Annotated in this window: 11 protein-coding genes; 10 read left to right on the top strand and 1 reads right to left on the bottom strand. The window is 76.4% G+C overall.

Going from position 1 to position 19637, the window contains the following annotated elements; translation table 11 throughout:
• The first annotated feature begins 57 nt into the window (after positions 1-57).
• From ACIGZJ_RS15250 to ACIGZJ_RS15215, 8 genes are all read left to right on the top strand, one after another.
• Positions 58-2679, top strand: coding sequence for a lantibiotic dehydratase (locus ACIGZJ_RS15250; protein ID WP_396457631.1), 2622 nt, complete (start codon positions 58-60; stop codon positions 2677-2679).
• A 98-nt stretch (positions 2680-2777) separates the two neighbouring features.
• Positions 2778-3932, top strand: coding sequence for a lantibiotic dehydratase C-terminal domain-containing protein (locus ACIGZJ_RS15245; RefSeq protein ID WP_396457630.1), 1155 nt, complete (start codon positions 2778-2780; stop codon positions 3930-3932).
• Positions 3929-5725: a hypothetical protein gene (locus ACIGZJ_RS15240; RefSeq protein ID WP_396457629.1), complete on the top strand. Its 1797-nt coding sequence runs from the start codon at positions 3929-3931 to the stop codon at positions 5723-5725. The genes ACIGZJ_RS15245 and ACIGZJ_RS15240 overlap by 4 nt, the downstream gene beginning before the upstream one ends.
• Positions 5722-7641 (top strand): TOMM precursor leader peptide-binding protein, encoded by a 1920-nt coding sequence (locus ACIGZJ_RS15235; protein ID WP_396457628.1) that lies wholly within the window; start codon positions 5722-5724, stop codon positions 7639-7641. Before ACIGZJ_RS15240 ends, ACIGZJ_RS15235 begins: the two co-directional genes overlap by 4 nt.
• 69 nt (positions 7642-7710) lie before the next feature.
• Complete coding sequence (locus ACIGZJ_RS15230; RefSeq protein ID WP_396457627.1) at positions 7711-9405, top strand: thiopeptide-type bacteriocin biosynthesis protein; 1695 nt, start codon at positions 7711-7713, stop codon at positions 9403-9405.
• A 256-nt stretch (positions 9406-9661) separates the two neighbouring features.
• On the top strand, positions 9662-11014 hold the full coding sequence (locus tag ACIGZJ_RS15225) for a D-alanyl-D-alanine carboxypeptidase family protein (protein WP_396457671.1): 1353 nt from the start codon (positions 9662-9664) through the stop codon (positions 11012-11014).
• 181 nt (positions 11015-11195) lie between these two features.
• The gene (locus ACIGZJ_RS15220) at positions 11196-13994 is read left to right on the top strand and encodes an SdrD B-like domain-containing protein (protein ID WP_396457626.1); all 2799 of its coding nucleotides are present in this window, start codon (positions 11196-11198) and stop codon (positions 13992-13994) included.
• 189 nt (positions 13995-14183) lie between these two features.
• A complete protein-coding gene (locus ACIGZJ_RS15215; RefSeq protein WP_396457625.1) occupies positions 14184-14972 on the top strand; it encodes a hypothetical protein in 789 nt (262 codons plus the stop codon).
• 34 nt (positions 14973-15006) lie between these two features.
• On the opposite strand, the gene ACIGZJ_RS15210 is transcribed toward ACIGZJ_RS15215, so the two are convergent.
• Positions 15007-16320, bottom strand: a complete 1314-nt coding sequence (locus ACIGZJ_RS15210) for a right-handed parallel beta-helix repeat-containing protein (RefSeq protein WP_396457624.1) — start codon at positions 16318-16320, stop codon at positions 15007-15009.
• 76 nt (positions 16321-16396) lie between these two features.
• Here ACIGZJ_RS15210 and ACIGZJ_RS15205 point away from each other — a divergent pair, with 76 nt between their 5' ends.
• Both ACIGZJ_RS15205 and ACIGZJ_RS15200 read left to right on the top strand, forming a co-directional pair.
• Positions 16397-17614 (top strand): Dyp-type peroxidase, encoded by a 1218-nt coding sequence (locus tag ACIGZJ_RS15205; RefSeq protein WP_396457623.1) that lies wholly within the window; start codon positions 16397-16399, stop codon positions 17612-17614.
• Between the two features lie 140 nt (positions 17615-17754).
• Positions 17755-19578, top strand: a complete 1824-nt coding sequence (locus ACIGZJ_RS15200; protein ID WP_396457622.1) for an alkyl/aryl-sulfatase — start codon at positions 17755-17757, stop codon at positions 19576-19578.
• The last annotated feature ends 59 nt before the right edge of the window (positions 19579-19637 follow it).

Below are 19637 nucleotides of genomic sequence, written 5' to 3'. Positions count from 1 at the left end.
CACGGCCGGTCCCCACCGTGGGACCGGCCGTGCTCCACTGCCCGACGGGAGCCCCGCATGCCGCACCCCGCCCAGCCGGCCGCCCCGGTGCGCGTCCCGCCGGCCCGGACCGCCCCGTACGCGCTGGTCCGCACCACCGCGCTCCCCCTGCCCGCCCAGTCGGCCGCCGCCGCCGCGCTCCGCGCCCTGCTGGACCGGCTCACCGCCGTGGAGGCCGAGGACGCCGCCCTGCGGCCCGCCCTGGGCGACGACCTCTTCGCCAGCCGCGCTGCGCACACCGAGGAGTTCCACCGCCAGGTCGTGCTGCCGCTGCGCCGCGCCCTGTACAACGGGCGCCGGCCGGGCGCCGCCCTGCTGACGCGGCTCGGCGACCTCCCCGCCCGGGTGCCCCGCCTCGCCGAGTGGCTCGCCCTGCAGGAGCGCCGCGCCGGCCTGCTCGACGAGCTGGCCGGTGCCACCCCGCCGGCCCTGGCCGCCGAACGCGCCGCGCTCGCCGAGCTCTGCCGCTCACCCGACTTCACCCGCGCCATCGCACTCACCAGCGCCGACCTGCTGCGCGCCGTGGCCACCGCGGGCCGGGGCGAGGGCGGGCGCCGGGCGCGCAAGGAGGAGCCCGCCGTGCTGCGGCACGCCCTGCGGGCCAGCACCAAGACCAGTCCGCTCTCCTGGTTCACCACCGTCGGCTGGGCTGCCGAGACGACGGCCGCCGCCACCGCCGAGTGCCCCGGACCGGGCCGACCGGCGCTGCGCCCGGTGGTCAGGGAGAACCGGACGCTGGTCGGCGCGCTCACCGAGGCCCTGCTCGCCGAGCCGCGCCGGCGCCGGGCGCTGCCCCACCGGATGACCAGCACCGCCCGGGTCGCCGACGGCCGCGCCCACTACGCCCGCAGCCAGGTGCTGTTCGCCGGCGGCCGGCACCTCGTGGTCCGCGAGGAGAAGGTCGAACTGCCCGCCCGTGCGGCGCTGGACGTGCTCGCCGCCCTCACCGCCGACCCCGCGCCCTGCGCGCTGCTCGCCGACCGGCTCGCCGCCGCGCTCGGCCGCCCGCCCGGCGACCCCTCCGCCACCGGCTTCGTCGACCGGCTGACCGAGGCCGGGCTGCTGGTGCCCTCCGACCCCGTCCACCCGCAGGACCAGGCCCCGCTCCGACGGCTCGCCGACTGGCTCCGCCAGTGGCCCGAGGACGCCGACCTCGCCGACCGGATCGAGCAACTCGCCGACGACACCGCAGGGTTCGCCGCCACCGACGCCGACCGGCGCCCGGCCCTGCTGACCGCCCTCGGCGACGGCTGGCACCGGCTCCTCGCCGACAGCGGCCGGCCCGTCCCGGCCGACGCCGCCCCGCTCACCGTGCTCAGCGAGGACGTCGTCGCCCCCGCACCGCTGCCCACTCGCCCCCTCCTGGACCAGGCCGACCACACCGCGCTCGGCGAACTCACCGCGCTCGCCGAGCTGTTCGACCTCGGGCACCTGATGCGCCGGGCCGCCCGCGACCGCTTCGTCGCCCGCTACGGCCCCGGCGGAAGCTGCCCCCACCCCTGGGAGTTCGGCGCCGAGCTGGCCGCCGCTTGGGAGGACGCCGGCCGACCCGCCGACCCCGCCCACAGCACCGGCGAACGGGAGGAACTCACCTCCCTCCGGAAGGAGTTCACCGCCGCCGGCCCGGCCGCGGACGGCCCCGAGATCATCCTGCCCGCCGACCTGGTCCGCGACCTGGCCGCCCGGCTGCCCGACTGGACGGCCGCCCGCCCGCTCAGCTACTCCTACTTCGTCCAGCGCGACCACGCCGACGGACTGCTCTGCGTCAACCACGTCTACGGCGGCTGGGGCAGGTTCACCAGCCGCTTCCTGGACTCCGTCGACCCGGGCGCCGCCGACGCCGTCACCCGGCAGATCCGGCACGGCCTGGGCGACGCTGCCCGGGCCGCCCAGATCCGGCCCGTCGGCGGCTTCAACGCCAACCTCCACCCGCTGCTGCTGGCCGACGAGATCGGCCCCGACCGGCGCTGGACCTCCCTAGCCGAGCACGACCTCGACCTCGTCCACGACCCGGTCGGCGACCAGCTGCGGCTGCGGCTGCGCGCCACCGGCGAACTCCTCGACGTCCTCTATCTCGGCTTCCTCGCGCCGGTGATGCTGCCCCAGCGAATCGGCCCGCTGCTCGCCGACCATCCGGGCGGCGTGGTCGACTTCCGCCCGCTGCTGCCCCGCCGTACGGTGCCGGCCCCGGGCGGCGAGGTCGTCCGCACCCCGCGGCTGCGCCACCGCCACCTGGTCCTCGCCCGCCGCCGATGGCACCTGCCGGCCCCCGTCCTCGACGCCCTGCGCGCCGATCTCGCCGCCGACCAGGAAGTCCCGGTCGCGACCGCCGCCCGCTGGCGCGCCCTGCTCGACCTGCCCGACCGGCTCTTCCTGCACCCCGTGCCCGGCGCGCCCGCCGGACGCCCGGTCGAGGACTTCCTCGCCCGGCTGAACGCCCCCAAGCCGCAGGCCCTCGACCTCGGCAACGCCCTCCACCTGCGCTGCCTCGCCAAATGGCTGACCCGCCACCCGGGCGGCGCCGTCCTGGAGGAGGCCCTGCCCGCCCCCGGCGGCCACGACCGCCCGCGCCACGCCGTCGAACTCGTCGTCGAGACCTACCGCCCGGCCCGACCTCCGCGCTCCGGCCCGCACCCGTGACCGACCGCCCCGGCCCCGTCACGAGGCCGCGCCCCCGCTCGACCCCCGACGACCTCGGCACCGACCGGTCCGCCCGGCGTTCGCGAAGGAGACACCCGATGAGCCACCCGGCCGACGACCAGCCGGACAGCACCGCCCGCGACGTCGTCCTGTACCACCGCCACCCCACCAAGGCCCCGCTGCTGCGCGAGGCCGTCCTGCCGCTCGCCGACCGCGCGGCCGCCGCCGGGCTGACCGTCCACGTCGAACGCCACTGGCTGTACGGCCCGCATGTCCGGCTGCGGCTGCGCGGCCCGGCCGAGCTCGTCGCCGCGACCGCCGAACGGACCGCCGACGCCCTGCGCGACCGGGCCCGCACCCACCCCTCGGTCGCCGACCTCACCGAGCAGCAGCTGCTCGAACAGGCCGCCGCGGCCGGCCGCGCGGAACTGATCGCCCCGCCGTACGGCCCGCTGGTGCCCGACAACACCGTCCGCATCGAACCCGTCGACCGGTCCTCGCTGCGCGCCCTGCTCGGCGCCGACGGCCTGGCACTCCGCGACGACCTGCTGCGGCTGGGCCTGCCCGCGCTGCGCTCCGCCTGCGATGTGCTCGGCGCTCACGGCGACGCCCCGGCCGCCCGGGTCCGGCTGGCGGTCGCGGCGCTCACCGCCCATGCCAGCGCCCACCCGGACGGTCTGGTCGGCGGTCACTACTCCTTCGTCTCGCACCTGGAGGACTTCCTGGTGCACGACGACCCGCACGGGCGGCTGCGCGCGGCCTTCGAGCAGCGCCGACAGGCCACCCGGCCGACGGTCACCGCCCTGGTCGCCCGGATCGCCGGCGGCGCGGCGGACGGCTGGGAGCAGGTCTGGGCGCAGTGGTCCGCCACCGCCTGGCAGCTCACCGCGGAGCGGCTGGCGGCCGGCGCCGACCTCGGCGGCGACCCGCAGGAGTACCGCGAGCGCGCCGCCGCCCTCGGAGATCCGGCCACCGCCGAACGCTGGGACCGGGACGCCCGCACCCGGTACAGCGAGTTCCACCGCCTGCTCAGCCGCTCGGACCCGCAGGGCACGATGTGGAGCCGACCGGACTATCTGATCTACCGGGCCTGTACCAACGCGCTCTACCGGCTGCTCGCGATCTGCGACGTCCAGCCGCTGGAGCGCTACCTGGCGGCCCACCTGGTGGTGCGGGCCGTGCCGGACGTCACCGGCCACGACTGGCGGGCCCGGCTCGGCGCCGTGGTCGACGCGGTGGAGCGGTCCGCGTGAGCGCCGACCACGCGCGGGCGCACACCGGCCCGCCCACCGAGCCGTCCGACGAACCGTCCCCGGTGGCACCCCGCGAGCCGGCCGGCCGGCCGAGGCTGCGCCCCGGGGTCGCCGCCACTCCCCTGCGGGCGGGGCTGCACCTGCGCGGCCGGGACGGCGCCGTCACCCTGGAGGGCAGCCGGGCGCTCCCGGCCCTGTGGCGACAGCTCCGCGACCGGCTCGGCGAGGCGGCAGCCGATGCCCCGAGCACCCCTGCCTCCCCGCCCGACCCCCGGGTGGAGGCCGCGCTCGCCACCCTGACCGCCCGACTGCGCGAGCACGACCTGCTGGTCGAGCACCCCGACGGGACCGAACTCCCGCCCTGGCCCGGCTCGGTGGCCGCCCACCCGGCCGAGGCGGCCAAGGCGCTCACCGCCGCGCGCCCGGTGATCACCGCGGCGCACCCCGGCCATCCGCTCGCCCTGGCCCTCGCCGACGCCCTCACCCGGGCGGGCACCACCCCCGAGATCACCGTCGACCCGGCCCTGCCGACCGGGCGGGTGCTGGCCGCCGCCACCACACCGCCGGTGGCCGTGGTGGTGGACGCCGGCGACGGCTTCGTCACCGCACCCGCCGACCCCGCCCGGGCCCGCGCGGACGCCTCGGCGCTCGCCACCCGCCTGCGCCGGACCGCTGCACCGGCCGGTCCCGCCTCCGACGCACCGCCCGCGCCCGACACGCCGCCGGCCCTGCGCGCGCTCCTCGCCGGGGCCGCCGCCCAGCGCCTCCTCTGCGCGATCACCGGCCTGCCCGATCCGTCCGACCCCGACCAGGACCCGCGCCTGCTGACCGGCCGCCCCGCCGTGCTGCTCGCCCAGGCCCGACCGTCCCGGGCCGACTACCACCCCTGGGCCGCGGGACCGCCCACCCCCGGCCACCCGCCGGACGCCCCCGCCCCGGTGGACCTCGCCGAGGCGCTGCGCCGCGCCGACGCCCTCGGCGACCCGCGCCTCGGCGTGCTCGACGCACCCCTGCCCGGCGGCCTGCCCCAACTCCCCGCCGCGCTGGCCTCCTGCCGCACCCCGGCCGGCACCCTGGTGGCCGGGGCGGTCCGGACGGACCTGGCCCGGCTGGAGGCCGTCTGCCGGTCCGCCGAACTCCACCTGTCCGCCGACCGGTCCGCCGGGGCCGAGGGCGCGGTGGTCGGCGCCACCTCGGACCACGCCCTGGGGCGCGCGCTGCGCCGCGCCGCCCTCGCCCGGCCCGCCCTCGCCCGGCCCGCCGACACCGGGCCGGAGCCGTCCGAGGACGGCTGGCGCGACCACCCCCAGGCCCGGCACTGGTGGACCACCCTCACCCGCCGGCTGCACCCCGAGGCCGCCATGACCGTCCGGCGGCTCGGCTCGGAGCAGGTCTTCGTGGCCACCGTCCGGACCTCCACGGCCCCGCCCGCCCGGGCGGTGGAGGCCACCCCGGCCGACGCGGCCGCCCTCGCCGCACTCGTGGCCCTCACCCGCACGATGGCCGACCACGCGCTCGGCACCGCCGACCACACCGCCCTGTCCGGGGCCTGCGCCCCGCTCGCCGCCGCCGGGATCCGGCCCGCCGAATGGGCGGACGACGGCTGGACCGACCACTGGCTGGCCGGTCTCGCCGACCGCGAACCCGCCCTGCGGGCCGCCCTCCACCGGCTGACCGGACTGCGCACCGCGCTCTGGCGGCCCCCGGGCGGATCCGACCACCCGCTGGCCGCCGGCCTGCGCGCCTGCGGCTTCACCGTCCTGATCCCGGCCGCCTCCGGAGGGCACCGATGACCGCCCCGGCCCGCCCCGACCCGGCCTCATCCGCCCTGGACCAGCCCGCTCCGACGCCCGTCCTGACCCCGGCCCGGGCCCTGGAGACCACGGCCGGCACGGCCGTCGTCCACCTCACCGAGTGGACCCTCGAACTGGCCGAACAGCTGAGCCGCCACGCCCTGAAACACCCGGTGCGGTTCGTACCGGTACGCGAGGACGGGGCGCTGACGGTGGTCGGCCCGGTGCTCCACCCCGGCGCCGCCGCCTGCCTCCACTGCACCGAGTACCAGCGGCTGGCCACCGCCGGCGGCCGGGTCCCCTGGCACAGCCCCCGGCTGGCACTCGGCGGCACCGGCACCCCGGCGCTGACCGAGGCCGTCGCCCTGCTCGCCGAGGATCTGCTAGCCGAACAGGAGGCCCCCGGCGCGACCGTGCACATCGTCCACGGCAACCGCGCCACCTGGTCCACCCACCGCGTCCGCCCGGTCGGCGGCTGCCCGGTCTGCCACCCGCTGCCGGCCGACCGCGCCGACGCCGCCCGGCCGCCCGCCGGGCCCCGGCCGCTGCCCGACCCCGAGGTGCTGCGCGGCGCCAACGACCGCACCGGACCGGACCTGCTGCGGGCCGAGCTGTACGACGAGCGCTTCGGCCCCGTCCGCCGGCTCTTCCGCACCGAGGACTCCGCCTTCGCCCTCACCACCGCCTGGGTGACGGACGGCCGGCTGATCGACGCCGGCGGCTACGGCCGGGCCCGCGACTTCCGCACCAGCGAACGCATCGCCCTGTTCGAGGGGGTGGAGCGGTTCGCCGGGATGCGCCCCACCGGACGGCGCACCGTGCTGCGCGCCGGGTACGCCGAGCTCGGCCCGCAGCGCGCCGTCGACCCCGCCCGGCTCGGCCTGCCCGACCCGGCCCACCAGGGCCACCCCGACCGCCGCACCGTCCCCTACACCCCGGACCTCGTCCTGGACTGGGTGTACGGCTGGTCGCTCACCCGGGGCCGCGCCCTGGCCGTACCCGAACACGTCGCCTACTGGGACGTCCCCGACACGCCGGACCGGGAGCGTCCGCGGGTGGTCTACGAGTCCTCCAACGGCTGCGGACTCGGCAACAGCCCGCAGGAGGCCGCCCTGTACGGCCTGTTCGAGGTCGCCGAACGCGACGCCTTTCTGATGGCCTGGTACACCGGTGCGCCGCTGCCCGCCGTCACCGTGCCCACCGACGACCCCGAAGTCGCCCACCTCGCCGATCGCGCCACCCTCCTCGGCTACCGGCTGACCCTGCTCGACGCCACCAACGACCTGGGCATCCCCGCCGTGCTCGCCCTCTGCCGCTACCAGGGCACCCACCCCCGGGCACCCCGCAGCTTCCTCGCCGCCGGGGCCCACCACGACCCGCGGGCGGCCATCCGCTCGGCGGTCGCCGAGGTCGTCACCAACGTCCAGGAGGCCGCCCACCGCCCCAACGGCCCCGGTGGCGTCCGCGACCCGGACCGGCTGCGCCCGATGCTGGACCGGCCCGAGCTGGTCGTCACCCTGGACGACCACGTCGGCCTCAACACCCTGCCCGAGGCGCAGCCCCGCCTCGACTTCCTGTTCGCCCCCGGCTCCGAGGCGCCGTGGCAGGACCGCTGGCCCGGCGCGCCCGAGCCTGTGACCGACCTGGGCCGGCTCCTGGACCGCACCGTCGACCGGTTCGCCGCCGAGGGCCTGGAGGTGCTGGTGGTCACCCAGGACGAACCCGGCGTCCGGGACCGGCTCGGCCTGCACTGCGCCAAGGTGATCGTCCCCGGCGCCCTCCCGATGACCTTCGGCCACGTCAACCGCCGCACCCTCGGCCTGCCCCGGCTGCTGGAGGTACCGCACCGGCTCGGCCGCACCGCCCGCCCGCTGCGCCACGACGAACTCCCGCTCCACCCGCACCCGTTCCCGTGACGCCGGCCGCAGCGGCCCGCCCCCTCTTCCCCGACCCGCTCCTTCCCCGGCCCGCCCCGTGAGGACCTCATGACCACCCACCAGCACCCCAGCGCCCCCGAGGCCGCACCCGCCGACGCCTGGCAGAGCCTCCACCTCGCCCTGCACACCACCCGCGAGGACACCGACTCCTTCCTCACGGACGACCTCGCACCCCTGCTGGACGACCTGACCGGGCAACACCCCGGCGCCCACTGGTTCTTCATCCGCTACGGCGAGGGCGGCCCCCACCTGCGCATCCGGCTGCGCGGCACGCCCGCCGCCCGGCCGCCGGCCGAGGAGCTCGCCGCGGCCCTCGCCCGGCTCGCCGCCGGCCGCACCGCTGTCGACGGCCCCTGGCCCTCCCGCCACGGCGAGGTCCAGGCCGTGCCCTACCGGCCCGAGACCGAGCGCTACGGAGGCCCGGCCGCCCTCCCGATCGCCGAGGAGGTGTTCATCCACTCCTCCCGCGCCGCGGTCCGCGCCCTACGGGCCGCCCCCGAGCCGTCGGCCCGGCTGCCGCTCGCCCTCGACCTCGCCCACACCACCGCCCACGCGCTCGGCCTGGACGAACTCGCCGCCGCCCAGTGGCTGCGGCGCCACGCGGCCTCCTGGCGGTGGACCACCGAGTTCGAGCCGCTGCCCGGCAGCGCCGTCCACACCCGGGTGAACTCCGTCTTCGCCCTGCAGCGGCAGGCCCTGGCCCGCCGCGCCCGGGCCCTGCGGGTGAGCCTCGACAGCGGCGCCGCCTCCCCCTGGCTGGCCGAGTGGGCCGACCAGGTCCGTGCCGCCGACGCGCGGCTGAAGGCCGCCGTCCCTCCCGACCAGGCCCACCGCCTGCCCTGGATCTGGGCCTCCCAGCTGCACATGCTGCTCAACCGCCTCGGCGTCGGACCGGACGAGGAGCGCGCCGTGTGCCGCCTCGCCGCCCGCAGCCTCCTGGAGACCGAGGACGCGCCCGCCTTCTTCCCCACCGGCCACCGCGCCGCCGACCACCAGTACCTGGAGCGCAGCAAGTTCCAGATCGGCCGGTCCGAGGACACCGCCCTGCGCGAGCTGCCGCCCGCCCCCGCGGCCCGCACCCGGCTCCCCGCGATCCCGCTGGCCGCCGACCCCCTGCCGCAGCTGTCGCTGGCCGAGGCCCTGCACAGCCGCACCTCGGCCCGGGGCCCGCTGCACGGGCCGCTCACCGCGGGCACCCTCGGCGGCGTCCTGTGGTCCGCGCACGCCCCGAGCCACGACTCCCGGCAGCCCCTTGCCGACGGCACCGTCCGCACCCGCCGGCACCGGCCCTACCCCAGCGCCGGCGCCCTCTACACCGTCCGGCTGCGCCTGGTGGCCCGGGACGTGACCGGCCTCGAGGCCGGCACCTACCACTGCGATCCGGAGCAGCGCGCGCTGCGCCGGATCGGCCCGGCCCCCGCCCTCGCCGAACTCAAGGCGCTCTCCTCCTACCTCTCCCGCCGCGCCGACGACCCGGACTTCGTCGGCATCGACGACGCCCCCGCCCTGCTCGCCGTCTACCTCGACCTCGGCCTGCTGCGCCGCCGCTACGGTCTGCGGGCGCTGCGCCTGGGCCTGCTGGAGGCCGGCCACGTGACGCAGACCCTGCTGCTCACCGCCGCGGCCTTCGGCCTCGCGACCACCCCGCTCGGCGGCCTCCACGACGACCTGGCCCATGAGCTGCTCGCCCTGGACGACCTGGACGAACCCGTCCAGTACCTGCTCCCGCTGGGCCGGGTCTGACGATTCCCGCCGGGCGCGCGCGGCTCGGCGGCGCCCGGCCTTGCCGGTGGCCTGCGCCGCCGCCAGCCGCTCCTGCGCCTCGACCAGGTCCTCCGCGGGCGGGGCGTCGTCCTGGCTGAGCCGGTACCGCCAGTAGCCGCCGAACCTGCATCGAGGCGGCGGTACGGCCACCGGGCGCGCCCTGAGCGGGTGCCCGGACGGAGCACTGGGCGCGGCGGGGCGGGCGGGACGCGGGTACGTTCGCGATGTGCAGCAGATGTCACAGCACGTCAGGAGGCTGTCCGCCGCCTGCGCCGTCCTCGCCCTGGTCGCGGCGGGCCCCGCCGCCGCGGCGCCCGCGGCGTCCGCGGCGTCCGGGACCGCGGCCCCCGGCGGGTCCGGACAGGACGCGGCGGCCGTGGTCGGCGGCGCGCGGCTGGCCCGCCCGGCCGTCCAGGTGGCGCCGCTGGCCGGGGCGCCCGCACTGCCGACCGGGCTGAGCGGGCGGTCCTGGCTGGTCGCGGACGCGACCACCGGCGAGGTGCTGGCGGCCCGCAACGCACATCTGCCGCTGGCGCCCGCGAGCACCCTGAAGATGCTGTTCGCGGACACCGTGCTGCCCAAGTTCGACCGCTCGCTGGAACACCGGGTGGCGCCCGCGGAGCTGGCCGACCTGGGCGCGGGCAGCAGCCTCGTCGGCATCAAGGAGAACCTGCCCTACCGGGTGGAGGACCTCTGGCGGGGCGTCTTCCTCAGCTCCGGCAACGACGCGGTGCACGTGCTCGCCCACATGAACGGCGGGCTGGCGCAGACCGTGGCCCAGATGCAGGCCCGCGCCGAGTCGCTGCAGGCCCGGGACACCCACGTGGTGTCCCCCGAGGGCTACGACCAGGACGGTCAGGTCTCCTCGGCGTACGACCTCACGCTGTTCGCCCGGGCCGGGCTGCGCAACCGGGACTTCCGCGCGTACTGCTCCACCCGCACCGCGCGCTTCCCCGGCGGGGTGGACAAGACCACCGGGCAGCGCACCGCCTTCGACATCGCCAACACCGACCGGCTGCTCGGCAAGTACCCCGGCCTGATCGGGGTGAAGAACGGCTACACCACCAACGCCGGGGCCACCTTCACCGGCGCCGCCGAACGCGGCGGGCGCACGCTGCTGGTGACGGTGATGCACCCGGAGGCCCAGTCGACGGTGTACGACGAGGCGGCCGGGCTGCTCGACTGGGGGTTCGCGGCGATCGGGAAGGTCCAGCCGGTCGGGCAGCTGGTCGAGGAGGCCGGCGCCGCCTCCTCCCCCGCCGAGGCCCCGGCGACGGGCGTCCTGCCGCGCGCGATCCAGCGGGCCGACCATGCACTCGGCCCGGCCGGCTGGACGGCCGTCACGCTGTGCGGGGCGCTGGCGCTCTGGGCGGGCGGACGGGCGCTGGCCCGCCGGCGGCGGTACGGCACCCCGGGGGCGGGTGCCGCCGCCGGGGCGATGGCCGCGGCGGCCCCGCTCACCTTCACCAGGACGGGCTCCACGGCGCTGGGCGGCTCCACCGCCGTGGGCGGGCGCGGTCGACGACGGCCGGCCCGCTCCCTCCGGGCGGCGGTGGTGTCGGCGCGCCGCCGGCTGGGCTCTAGGTGACTGACGGACCGTCAGAGCGCAACCTCACGGGAGACGTCTGGTCATTCGTCAAAGTTCCTCGTTTCCCTGCGAACTTGTCCGAAATCCCTTTAGGCTCCCATTACCAATGGCGGCTTTCCGCCACACGCGAGCTCCCTCGCGGGGTCGGGGCGGCAGGCCCAACTGCACGATGAGAGCAGGGATGACAACCACACGTGAACAGGAATCCGGTGCCGCGCGCGGCCCGGAGCGGCGGCGGCCGGGAGTGCTCGGCCGCCGTACCGTGGGCGGCGCCGCGGCGCTGCTCCTCGGAATCGGGGCGTGCTCGCTACTGGCCGCCCCGGCCGCGTTCCCGCAGGCGGCCGACGGGACGGTGACGGTCCGCGTGGTGCGGGCCGTGGACACCACCGGGGTGTGGACGCCCGCGCTGGAGCCCGGCATGGCCGGCGTGAAGGTGACCCTCACCGACGACGCGGGGGCCGGCGTCGAGGGCACCACGGCGGCGGACGGCACGGTGACGCTGGTGCCGGGCACCAAGCTCACCGGCGGCAAGTACCGTGTCCAGGTGGTGAATCCGAAGCCGGGCAAGCTCTATCCGGCCTTCGCCTCCCGCCAGGGCCTGGACGGCGCGCCCAACCAGCTCAGCAGCAACGAGGAGTTCGTCGACCTCTCCGGCGGCAAGAACGCGGCGCTCACCACCGGACTGTGGAGCCCCGGCGACTACTGTCAGAAGAACGCCACACTGGTGACGACCTGCCAGCCCACGACGCGCGAGGGCGGGACGCAGCGCACGCTGGTCTCCTTCCCGTACAGCGCGCGCGGCCAGGACGGCGTGGACGCCAACGCCACGAACATCGCCACCAACGCCGAGACCGGCACGCTGTACGGCATCGCGTGGAGCCGGGCCGACCGGCGGGTGTTCTCCTCGGCCGTCGCCAAGCGCACCACGGACTACGGCCCCGGCGGCGCGGGCGGGATCTACGTGACCGACGTCGAGACGAAGCGGACCACGCTGTTCGCCACCGTCCCGAACACCGGCACCACCGCCCACGGCGGCGGCACCGACGACGGGTTCCTCGCGGTACCGGGCAAGGAGAGCCTCGGCGGCATCAAGGTCACCGACGACGGCAAGGACCTCTTCGTCGTCAACCTCAACGACCGCAAGCTCTACCGCTACGACGCCACCGCGCCCACGGCCGCCGCGCCGAAGGCCGCCTACCCCGTCCCGGACCCGGGCTGCCCGGCGGCCGGGGACTGGCGCCCGTTCGGCCTCGGCCTCCAGGACGGCACCGGCTTCCTCGGCGGCGTCTGCTCGGGCGAGTCGACCGGCAAGGCCTCCGACCTGCGGGCCGTGGTGCTGCCGTTCGACCTGGCCACCGGTGCCTTCGCGGCGCCGGTCCTGAACCAGCCGCTGGACTACCCGCGCCAGACGACCGTCGGAGGGGGCCCCTGCGACGGGGCCGCCTGGTTCCCGTGGACCAACACGTGGCCGACCTCGCAGAACGGCAACGCGTGCGGCAACGCCACCATCGCCCAGCCCGAACCCGAGCTCGGCGAGATCGCCTTCGAGACCGACGGCTCGATGCTGCTGGCCTTCCGCGACCGCTTCGCCGACCGCGGGCCGTCCGGTGTGCCCTACTCCTCCGTCATGTCGGGCGGTGACCTCAACAAGGCCTGCCCGGCGAACGGCGCCTATGTGATGGACACCAACGGCGGTTGCGGACTGTCCCCCCGGGGCACCCGCTTCTTCGACACCAGCTGGGGCGGTCACCGCAACACGGCGTTCGCGGGCATGGCCGACTCCAAGGTCGAGAACACCATCGCGACCTCCGCCTTCGACCCCAACCACACCGCGCTCGGCTACGGCACGTCGTTCCTCCAGCGCAGCGGCGCGCAGGACCCGAAGTTCGGCTTCCGGCTCACCCCGCAGGGCGAGGTCGCCCCGTTCGGCAAGGGCGCCTCGATGGGCGACCTGGAGGTGCTCTGCGACCAGGCCCCGCTCCAGATCGGCAACCGGGTCTGGTACGACCCCGAGCGCAGCGGCATCCAGCGCCCGGGCCAGCGCCCCGTACCTGGCGCGACGGTCGACCTGTACGACGAGACGGGGAAGCTCGTCGGCACCACCAAGACCACCGCGCGCGGTGAGTACTACTTCGACGACTCCAATGTCACCGGCGGCCTCAAGCCGCGCACGAAGTACACCGTGCGCCTCGACAACCCCGCCGACTACGCCAAGGGCGGCCCGCTGTACCAGTGGGTGCCGACCGACGCGGACGTCGGCGACAACGCCTTCATCGACTCCAAGGGTGTCGTCCCGGCGGGCGGGCAGTACGCCGAACGGGCGCTGACCACCGGTGGACCGGGCGAGAACGACCACACCTACGACTTCGGGTTCCGGCAGCAGGAGGGCGCGCTGCGCCTGGTCAAGCACGACCAGGACGGCAAGCCGCTGGCGGGCGCGAAGTTCCGGCTCTGGAAGGAGACCAACGGCACCGACGGGCTGCAGACCACCGGCGACAAGGCCGACAAGGCGGTCGGCGAGCCCTGCACCACCGGGGCCGACGGCCTCTGCAAGGGCAGCGGTGTGCCGGGGACGTACTACTGGCAGGAGGTGAGCCCGCCCGAGGGCTACTCCGCGCCGGAGAGCACGGTGTTCGGGCCGCTGGTGCTGAACGCCGACAACCTCGCCGCCGGAGTCGAGGTGACGGCCGTCAACCGGCTGATCCCGACGCCGACGCCCACCCCGACCCCGACGCCCACCGAGACGCCGACGCCTACGCCGACCCCGACGCCGACGCCCGTGCCGACGCAGACGCAGGCCCCGGTTCCGGCACCCCCGGCGCCAGCCCCGCCCGCGCCGCTCCCCGCCCCCGGATCGCACCTGGCCAGCACCGGTGCGGGCGAGGGGATCCCGGTGATGCTGGCCGGTGCGGCAACGCTGACCGGACTCGGTGCGGCGATCGTGCTGCTGGCGCGCCGGCGCCGGGCCCAGCAGCGGTAGCCGTCAGGCCACTGCCGGGAGCCCGCTTCCGGTAGGCCACCCCCGCCCGGGCCCGCACCGGCCCGGGCGGGTACCGCACTGATCGGGCGGGTCCGCGGACCTCAGGTCCCCGGACCCGCCCGTGTGTTGTGCCCGACCGCCTGACCAACCAACCAACCAACCGACCGACCCACGAGAGAAGGCACCCGCATGGCCCGGAAGACGAAGGCCGACACCCCCAGGCCGCGTCGTCGGACCTTCTGGCTCAGGAGCCTGGCCGCCCTCGCGGTGTGCGCCACCGCCGCGGGCGGCCTGGTCGCCTACCGCGCCGCCGACGACGGGCCGAAGGAGCGGCCGGTGACCGTCGACGAGGCCTCCCGGCTGGCCCTGTCGCGGCTGAACCTCTTCGAGGCCAGTCCGGTCGCGGTGACGCTCACCGCCGCCGAGGGCGGGGGCGTCGACGTCCGGGTCGAGGGCGTCGTGGACTACCGCACCCGCCGGGGCACCGGCCGCTACCAGGTCACCGGGGCGAACGGCCCGCTCGACCACGGCCTGGTCGTCTGGGACGCCGGCGGCCTCGGGCTCGCCCCCGAACCGGCCGGCGCCGGCGGCCCGGCCTGGCAGCAGGCCGAGCGCATCCCCCGGCAGGGCTGGTCCCCGCGCACCTACACCGCGGACCCGCTGGACGCCGGACTCCAGCTGATCGTCGAACTCGGCGCCGACCGGCCCGACAACCCGCTGCTGCTCGCCCAGTCCGGCGCGCGCCTGCTCGGCCACGACCGCATCGACGGCCGCGGCTACGACCGGTTCGCCGGGCCGCGCGCCCAGGGTGCGGCGCCCGACGGCGAGCGGTCGCCGCTGACCTACTGGGTCGACGGCGACGGCGGGCTGCGGCGGGTGACGATGCGGATGCCGGGTCTGGGCACCCCGGCCACGGTCGACTTCGCCGGGCGTGACGACACCGCCAAGCTCCCCGAGGCCCCCTGGCTCACCGGCTGAGGCCTCCCACCTGCCTGACCCCGCACGCCGGACGTCACCCCGCCGGCTGCGGCGGGAGCGCGCCCGGGTCCGTCGGGAGCGGGTACGCCCCCGGGTCCACCGCCCCCGGCAGGCCGGTCGCCGGTCGGCCGGGCGCCGCCGGGTCCGGCAGCGACGGCTGCGCGGGCGGCGCCGGCACCCGGCTGAACGGGACGCCGGGTGGCGCCTGCACCGGAGCCGGCCGACCGGCGGCCAGCGGCCCGCGCCCCGGTCCGCCGCACGCCGCCGCGGCCTCCAGGCCGTCCGGGCTCTGCCTGGCCGGCCGGTTGCCGCTGAAGCAGTTTCCGGGGTCGACGGAGGCGAGCACCAGATCGGCGCCGTTGCCGTCCACCTGGTTGCCCTCGACCCGGTTGCCGCTCGCCGGGTGGCCCGCCGGGTCGGTGACGACCACACCGGCCGCGCGGTTGCCCCGGACCAGGTTGCGCTCCACCCGGTTCGCGGTGCCGCCGCCGATCCCGATGCCGATGCCGAAGCCGCCGTCCGCCTGCTCGGGAGAGTCGGCGGCGTTGTTGTCGACGACGACGTTGCCCGCGATCACCGCGCCGTGCTGCGGGGCCAGCGCCTCCAGGTCGTTGGAGTTCACCGTGACGCCCACCCGGTTGCCCGCCGCGCGGTTGCCCAGGATCGACAGCCCGTCCGAGGCGTTGGTCAACTCGACGCCGACCGCGTTCCGTTCCACCGTGTTGCCGCGCACCAGGGTGTCGCACGGCTTGCACTGGCCGACGTAGATGCCCGAGTCGGCGTGCCCGGAGGCGTAGGACTCCTCGATCACCCCGGCGCGCGCGTCGAAGGCGTAGATGCCGTACAGGCCGTTGTTGTACGCCGTCACCCTGGTCGCCCGGAAGCCCTCCACGGGCGGGAAGCGCGCGGTGTCCAGCGGGTCGTACGCCGAGCCGCCCGCGCCGCGCTGCTGCAGCTTCTCGTCGGTGACGCCGGTGAACAGCACGCCGTTGGCGAGGTAGCCGTGGACGGTGAGGTTCTCCACCACCGAGCCGGGCCCGGTGGCGGTGATGCCGTTGGCCAGTTTCAGCCCGCCGTCGAACACCACCGCGGAGCGGTCCGTGCCGCGCAGCACGACGTTCCGCTTGGCGAGGTGCACGCTCTCGCGGTAGGTGCCGGGGCCGATCAGCACCGTGTCGCCCTCGCGCGCGACGTCCACCGCCTTCTGGACACTGGGGAAGTCCTCCGGCACGCGGACCACGGTCCCGGCCGGATGTTTGGCGTCCTCCGCCGCCGGACCGGTGGAGGAGCACCCCGCGGCCGCCAGGGCGACGGCGACGGCGACGGCCCCGGCGGTCGCGACGGCCACAGCGGCCCTGCGAGGTGACTGGCGATCAGAAGACGTGATTTGCATGGTACGTGTTCTATCGCCTCCAATAGGGTGCATGCCGACCGAACCGGAGAATGCGCCGTCGAACCCGTCCGCCAGGTCCGGTGTCGGGCTGCGGCGGCGGGCGCTGCTGGCGGCCGGTGCGGTACTCGCCGCAGGAGTCGGCGCGGCGGTCGGCGAAGTCGCGGACGGCGACCGCTCGCCGGGGCGGTCCGACGCCACCACCGGTGCGCCGCCGCCCGAGGCGCCGATCCCCTTCCACGGCGCCCGGCAGGCCGGACTGACGCATCCACAGCTCCCGGCGACGAAGCTGCTCGCCTTCGACCTCCCGCAGGCCTCCGCCGCCGCGGACCGCGAGGCCCTGCGCGCAGTCCTCACCGCCTGGACCGGCACCCTGGCGGCGACGGCCGGACCGACGCCCGACCCTCGGCTGCGGACCGATGACGGCACACCCCGGCTCACCTCGCTGGTCGGCCTCGGCCCGGCCCTCGCCACCCGGCTCGCCCTCGCCGCCCCGGCCGGACTCGCCGACCTGCCGGCCTTCCCCGGCGACCGCCTCGACCCGGCCCGCAGCGGCGGCGACCTGCTGCTCCAGCTGTGCGCCGCCGACCACTGGACGCTCGCCGTCGTCGCCGAACTCGCCACCACGGCCGCCCGGTCCGCCGGCGCCGCGCCCCGCTGGGCGCAGTCGGGCTTCCTGCCCCGGACCGCACCGGGCGCCACGCCCCGCAACCTGCTCGGCTTCAAGGACGGCACCGCCAACCCCGACGAGGACGCCGCCCGCCAGTGGGTCTGGGGCCCGACCGGACCGCACGAGAACGCCACCGTCCTGGTCTACCGGCGGATCCGGATGGACACCGCCGCGTTCGCCGCCCTCCCCGAGGAGCGGCAGAACCTCGTGATGGGCCGCCGGGCCGGTGACGGCGCCCCGCTGACCGGCACCGCCGAGCACGACGAGCCGGACCTCTACGCCAAGCACCCCGACGGCGCCTACGTCATCCCCGCCACCGCCCACGTCCGCCTGACCGGCCCCCGCCTCGACGGCGGCGCCCGGATGCTGCGCCGCGGCTACAGCTACGACGACGGCCCCGGTGACAGCGGCCTGCTGTTCTGCGCCTTCATGCGCGACCCCGGCCAGTTCACCCGGGTCCAGAACCGCCTCGCCGAGCGCGACGCGCTCAACCCCTTCGTCGAGCACACCGCCTCGGCCGTCGCCTACGTCCTGCCCGGCGCCCCGGAGGGCACCACCCTCGGCTCCCACCTCTGGGCCTGACCCGGCCCGCCCGGTCCGGGCCTTGTCGAACGGGGCTCAAACCCGCACAGATGTCCGAAATGCGGCATTCATTCCAAGGTGTTCTGATGGCGTGATGTGTGCGGGTCGCCGCAGCCCGCCGCCTTGGAACGGAGCGACATATGACCGCCCTGCCCTTCGAGGACACCACGGATTTCGAGAACGCCGACCGGGGCTTCCTCGGCGCGCTGGTCCCGGCGGTGATCAAGGCCGCCGACGGGCGCGTGATCTGGGACAACGACGCGTACGACTTCCTCGAGGCCGACTGCCCGGACACCGCCCACCCCAGTCTCTGGCGGCAGGCGCAGCTCTGCGCACGGCAGGGCCTCTACCAGGTCACCGACCGGGTCTTCCAGGTCCGCGGCCTGGACCTGTCGAACATGACGCTCGTCGAGGGCGAGCGCGGGGTGATCGTGATCGACCCGCTGATCTCCGCGGAGACGGCCGCCGCCGCCCTCGCCCTCTACCGCGTGCACCGGGGCGAGCGGCCCGTCACCGGCCTGATCTACACCCACTCGCACGGCGACCACTTCGGCGGCGCCCGGGGGGTGCTGCCCCGGGGCACCGAGGAGGGCGTGCCGGTCATCGCCCCGACCGGGTTCCTGGAGCACGCGGTCAGCGAGAACGTGTACGCGGGCAACGCGATGACCCGGCGGGCCACCTTCATGTACGGCGACCGGCTGCCGAAGGCCCCGGACGGCCAGATCGGCGCCGGCCTGGGCATGACCACCTCGACGGGCACCATCACGCTCATCCCGCCGACCGTCGACATCACCCGGACCGGGCAGGAGGAGACCGTCGACGGCGTGCGGATCGTCTTCCAGCTCACGCCCGGCACCGAGGCGCCGGCCGAGATGAACTTCCTCTTCCCCGAGCTGCGGGCGCTGTGCCTGGCCGAGAACGCCACGCACAACATGCACAACATCCTGACGCTGCGCGGAGCCGTCGTGCGCGACTCCCGGATCTGGTCCCGCTACCTGGACGAGGCGATCGAGTACTTCGACGACCGGTACGACGTGGCGTTCGCCTCCCACCACTGGCCCACCTGGGGCCACGACAACGTGGTGGCGTTCCTCTCCGAACAGCGCGACCTCTACGCGTACCTGCACGACCAGACGCTGCGCCGGCTCAACGACGGCCTGACCGGGCCGGAGATCGCCGAGGAGCTCCGGCTGCCGCCCGGTCTGGAGCGGCGCTGGCACGCGCGCGGCTACTACGGCTCGCTCAACCACAACATCAAGGCCGTCTACCAGCGCTACCTCGGCTGGTTCGACGGCAACGTGGCCCATCTGTGGGAGCACCCGCCGGTGGAGCAGGCCGTCCGGTACGTCGAGGTGGCCGGCGGACCCGCGGCCGCGATCGCCAAGGCCCGCGGCTACGCCGAGGCGGGGGACCTCCGGTTCGCCGCCACCCTGCTCAACCACGTGGTCTTCGCCGACGCGTCGAACGCCGCCGCCAAGGAGGCCCTGGCGGACGTCTACCGGCGGCTCGGCCAGGGCGCGGAGAACGGCCCCTGGCGCAACTTCTACCTGATGGCCGCCGTCGAACTGCGCGAGGGCGCCACCCCGGTCCTGCTGGACACGGCCAGCCCGGAGCTGGTGACCGCCCTGACCGTCGCCATGCTGCTGGACTCCGTCGCGATCCGCATCGACGGCCCGCGCGCCTGGGAGGAGGACCTGACGATCGACCTGGTCCTCACCGACGAGCAGAGCCGGTACCGACTGACCCTGCGCAACGGCGCCCTCACCCACCGGCCGATCGCCCTCGACGGCGGCCGCCGGGCGCCCGCCGGACTGGTCCTCACCCTGACCAGGCCCCAGCTGCTCGGGCTGCTGGTCGGCGGGGGCCTGGCCGGCATCGAGCACGAGGGCGACCCGGCGCTGCTCGCCCGGCTGCTCGGCCTGGTCACCACGGCCGACAAGTCGTTCCCCATCGTCACCCCCTGACACCCGGCCCGCCGCCGGCCCGGGTGGCAGGCGGCGGGCACCCGGGACGGACAGGCCCT

The organism is Kitasatospora sp. NPDC052868 (genome assembly GCF_044547105.1).
Lineage (GTDB): Bacteria > Actinomycetota > Actinomycetes > Streptomycetales > Streptomycetaceae > Kitasatospora.
This window is presented reverse-complemented; position numbering and strand designations above follow the sequence as displayed.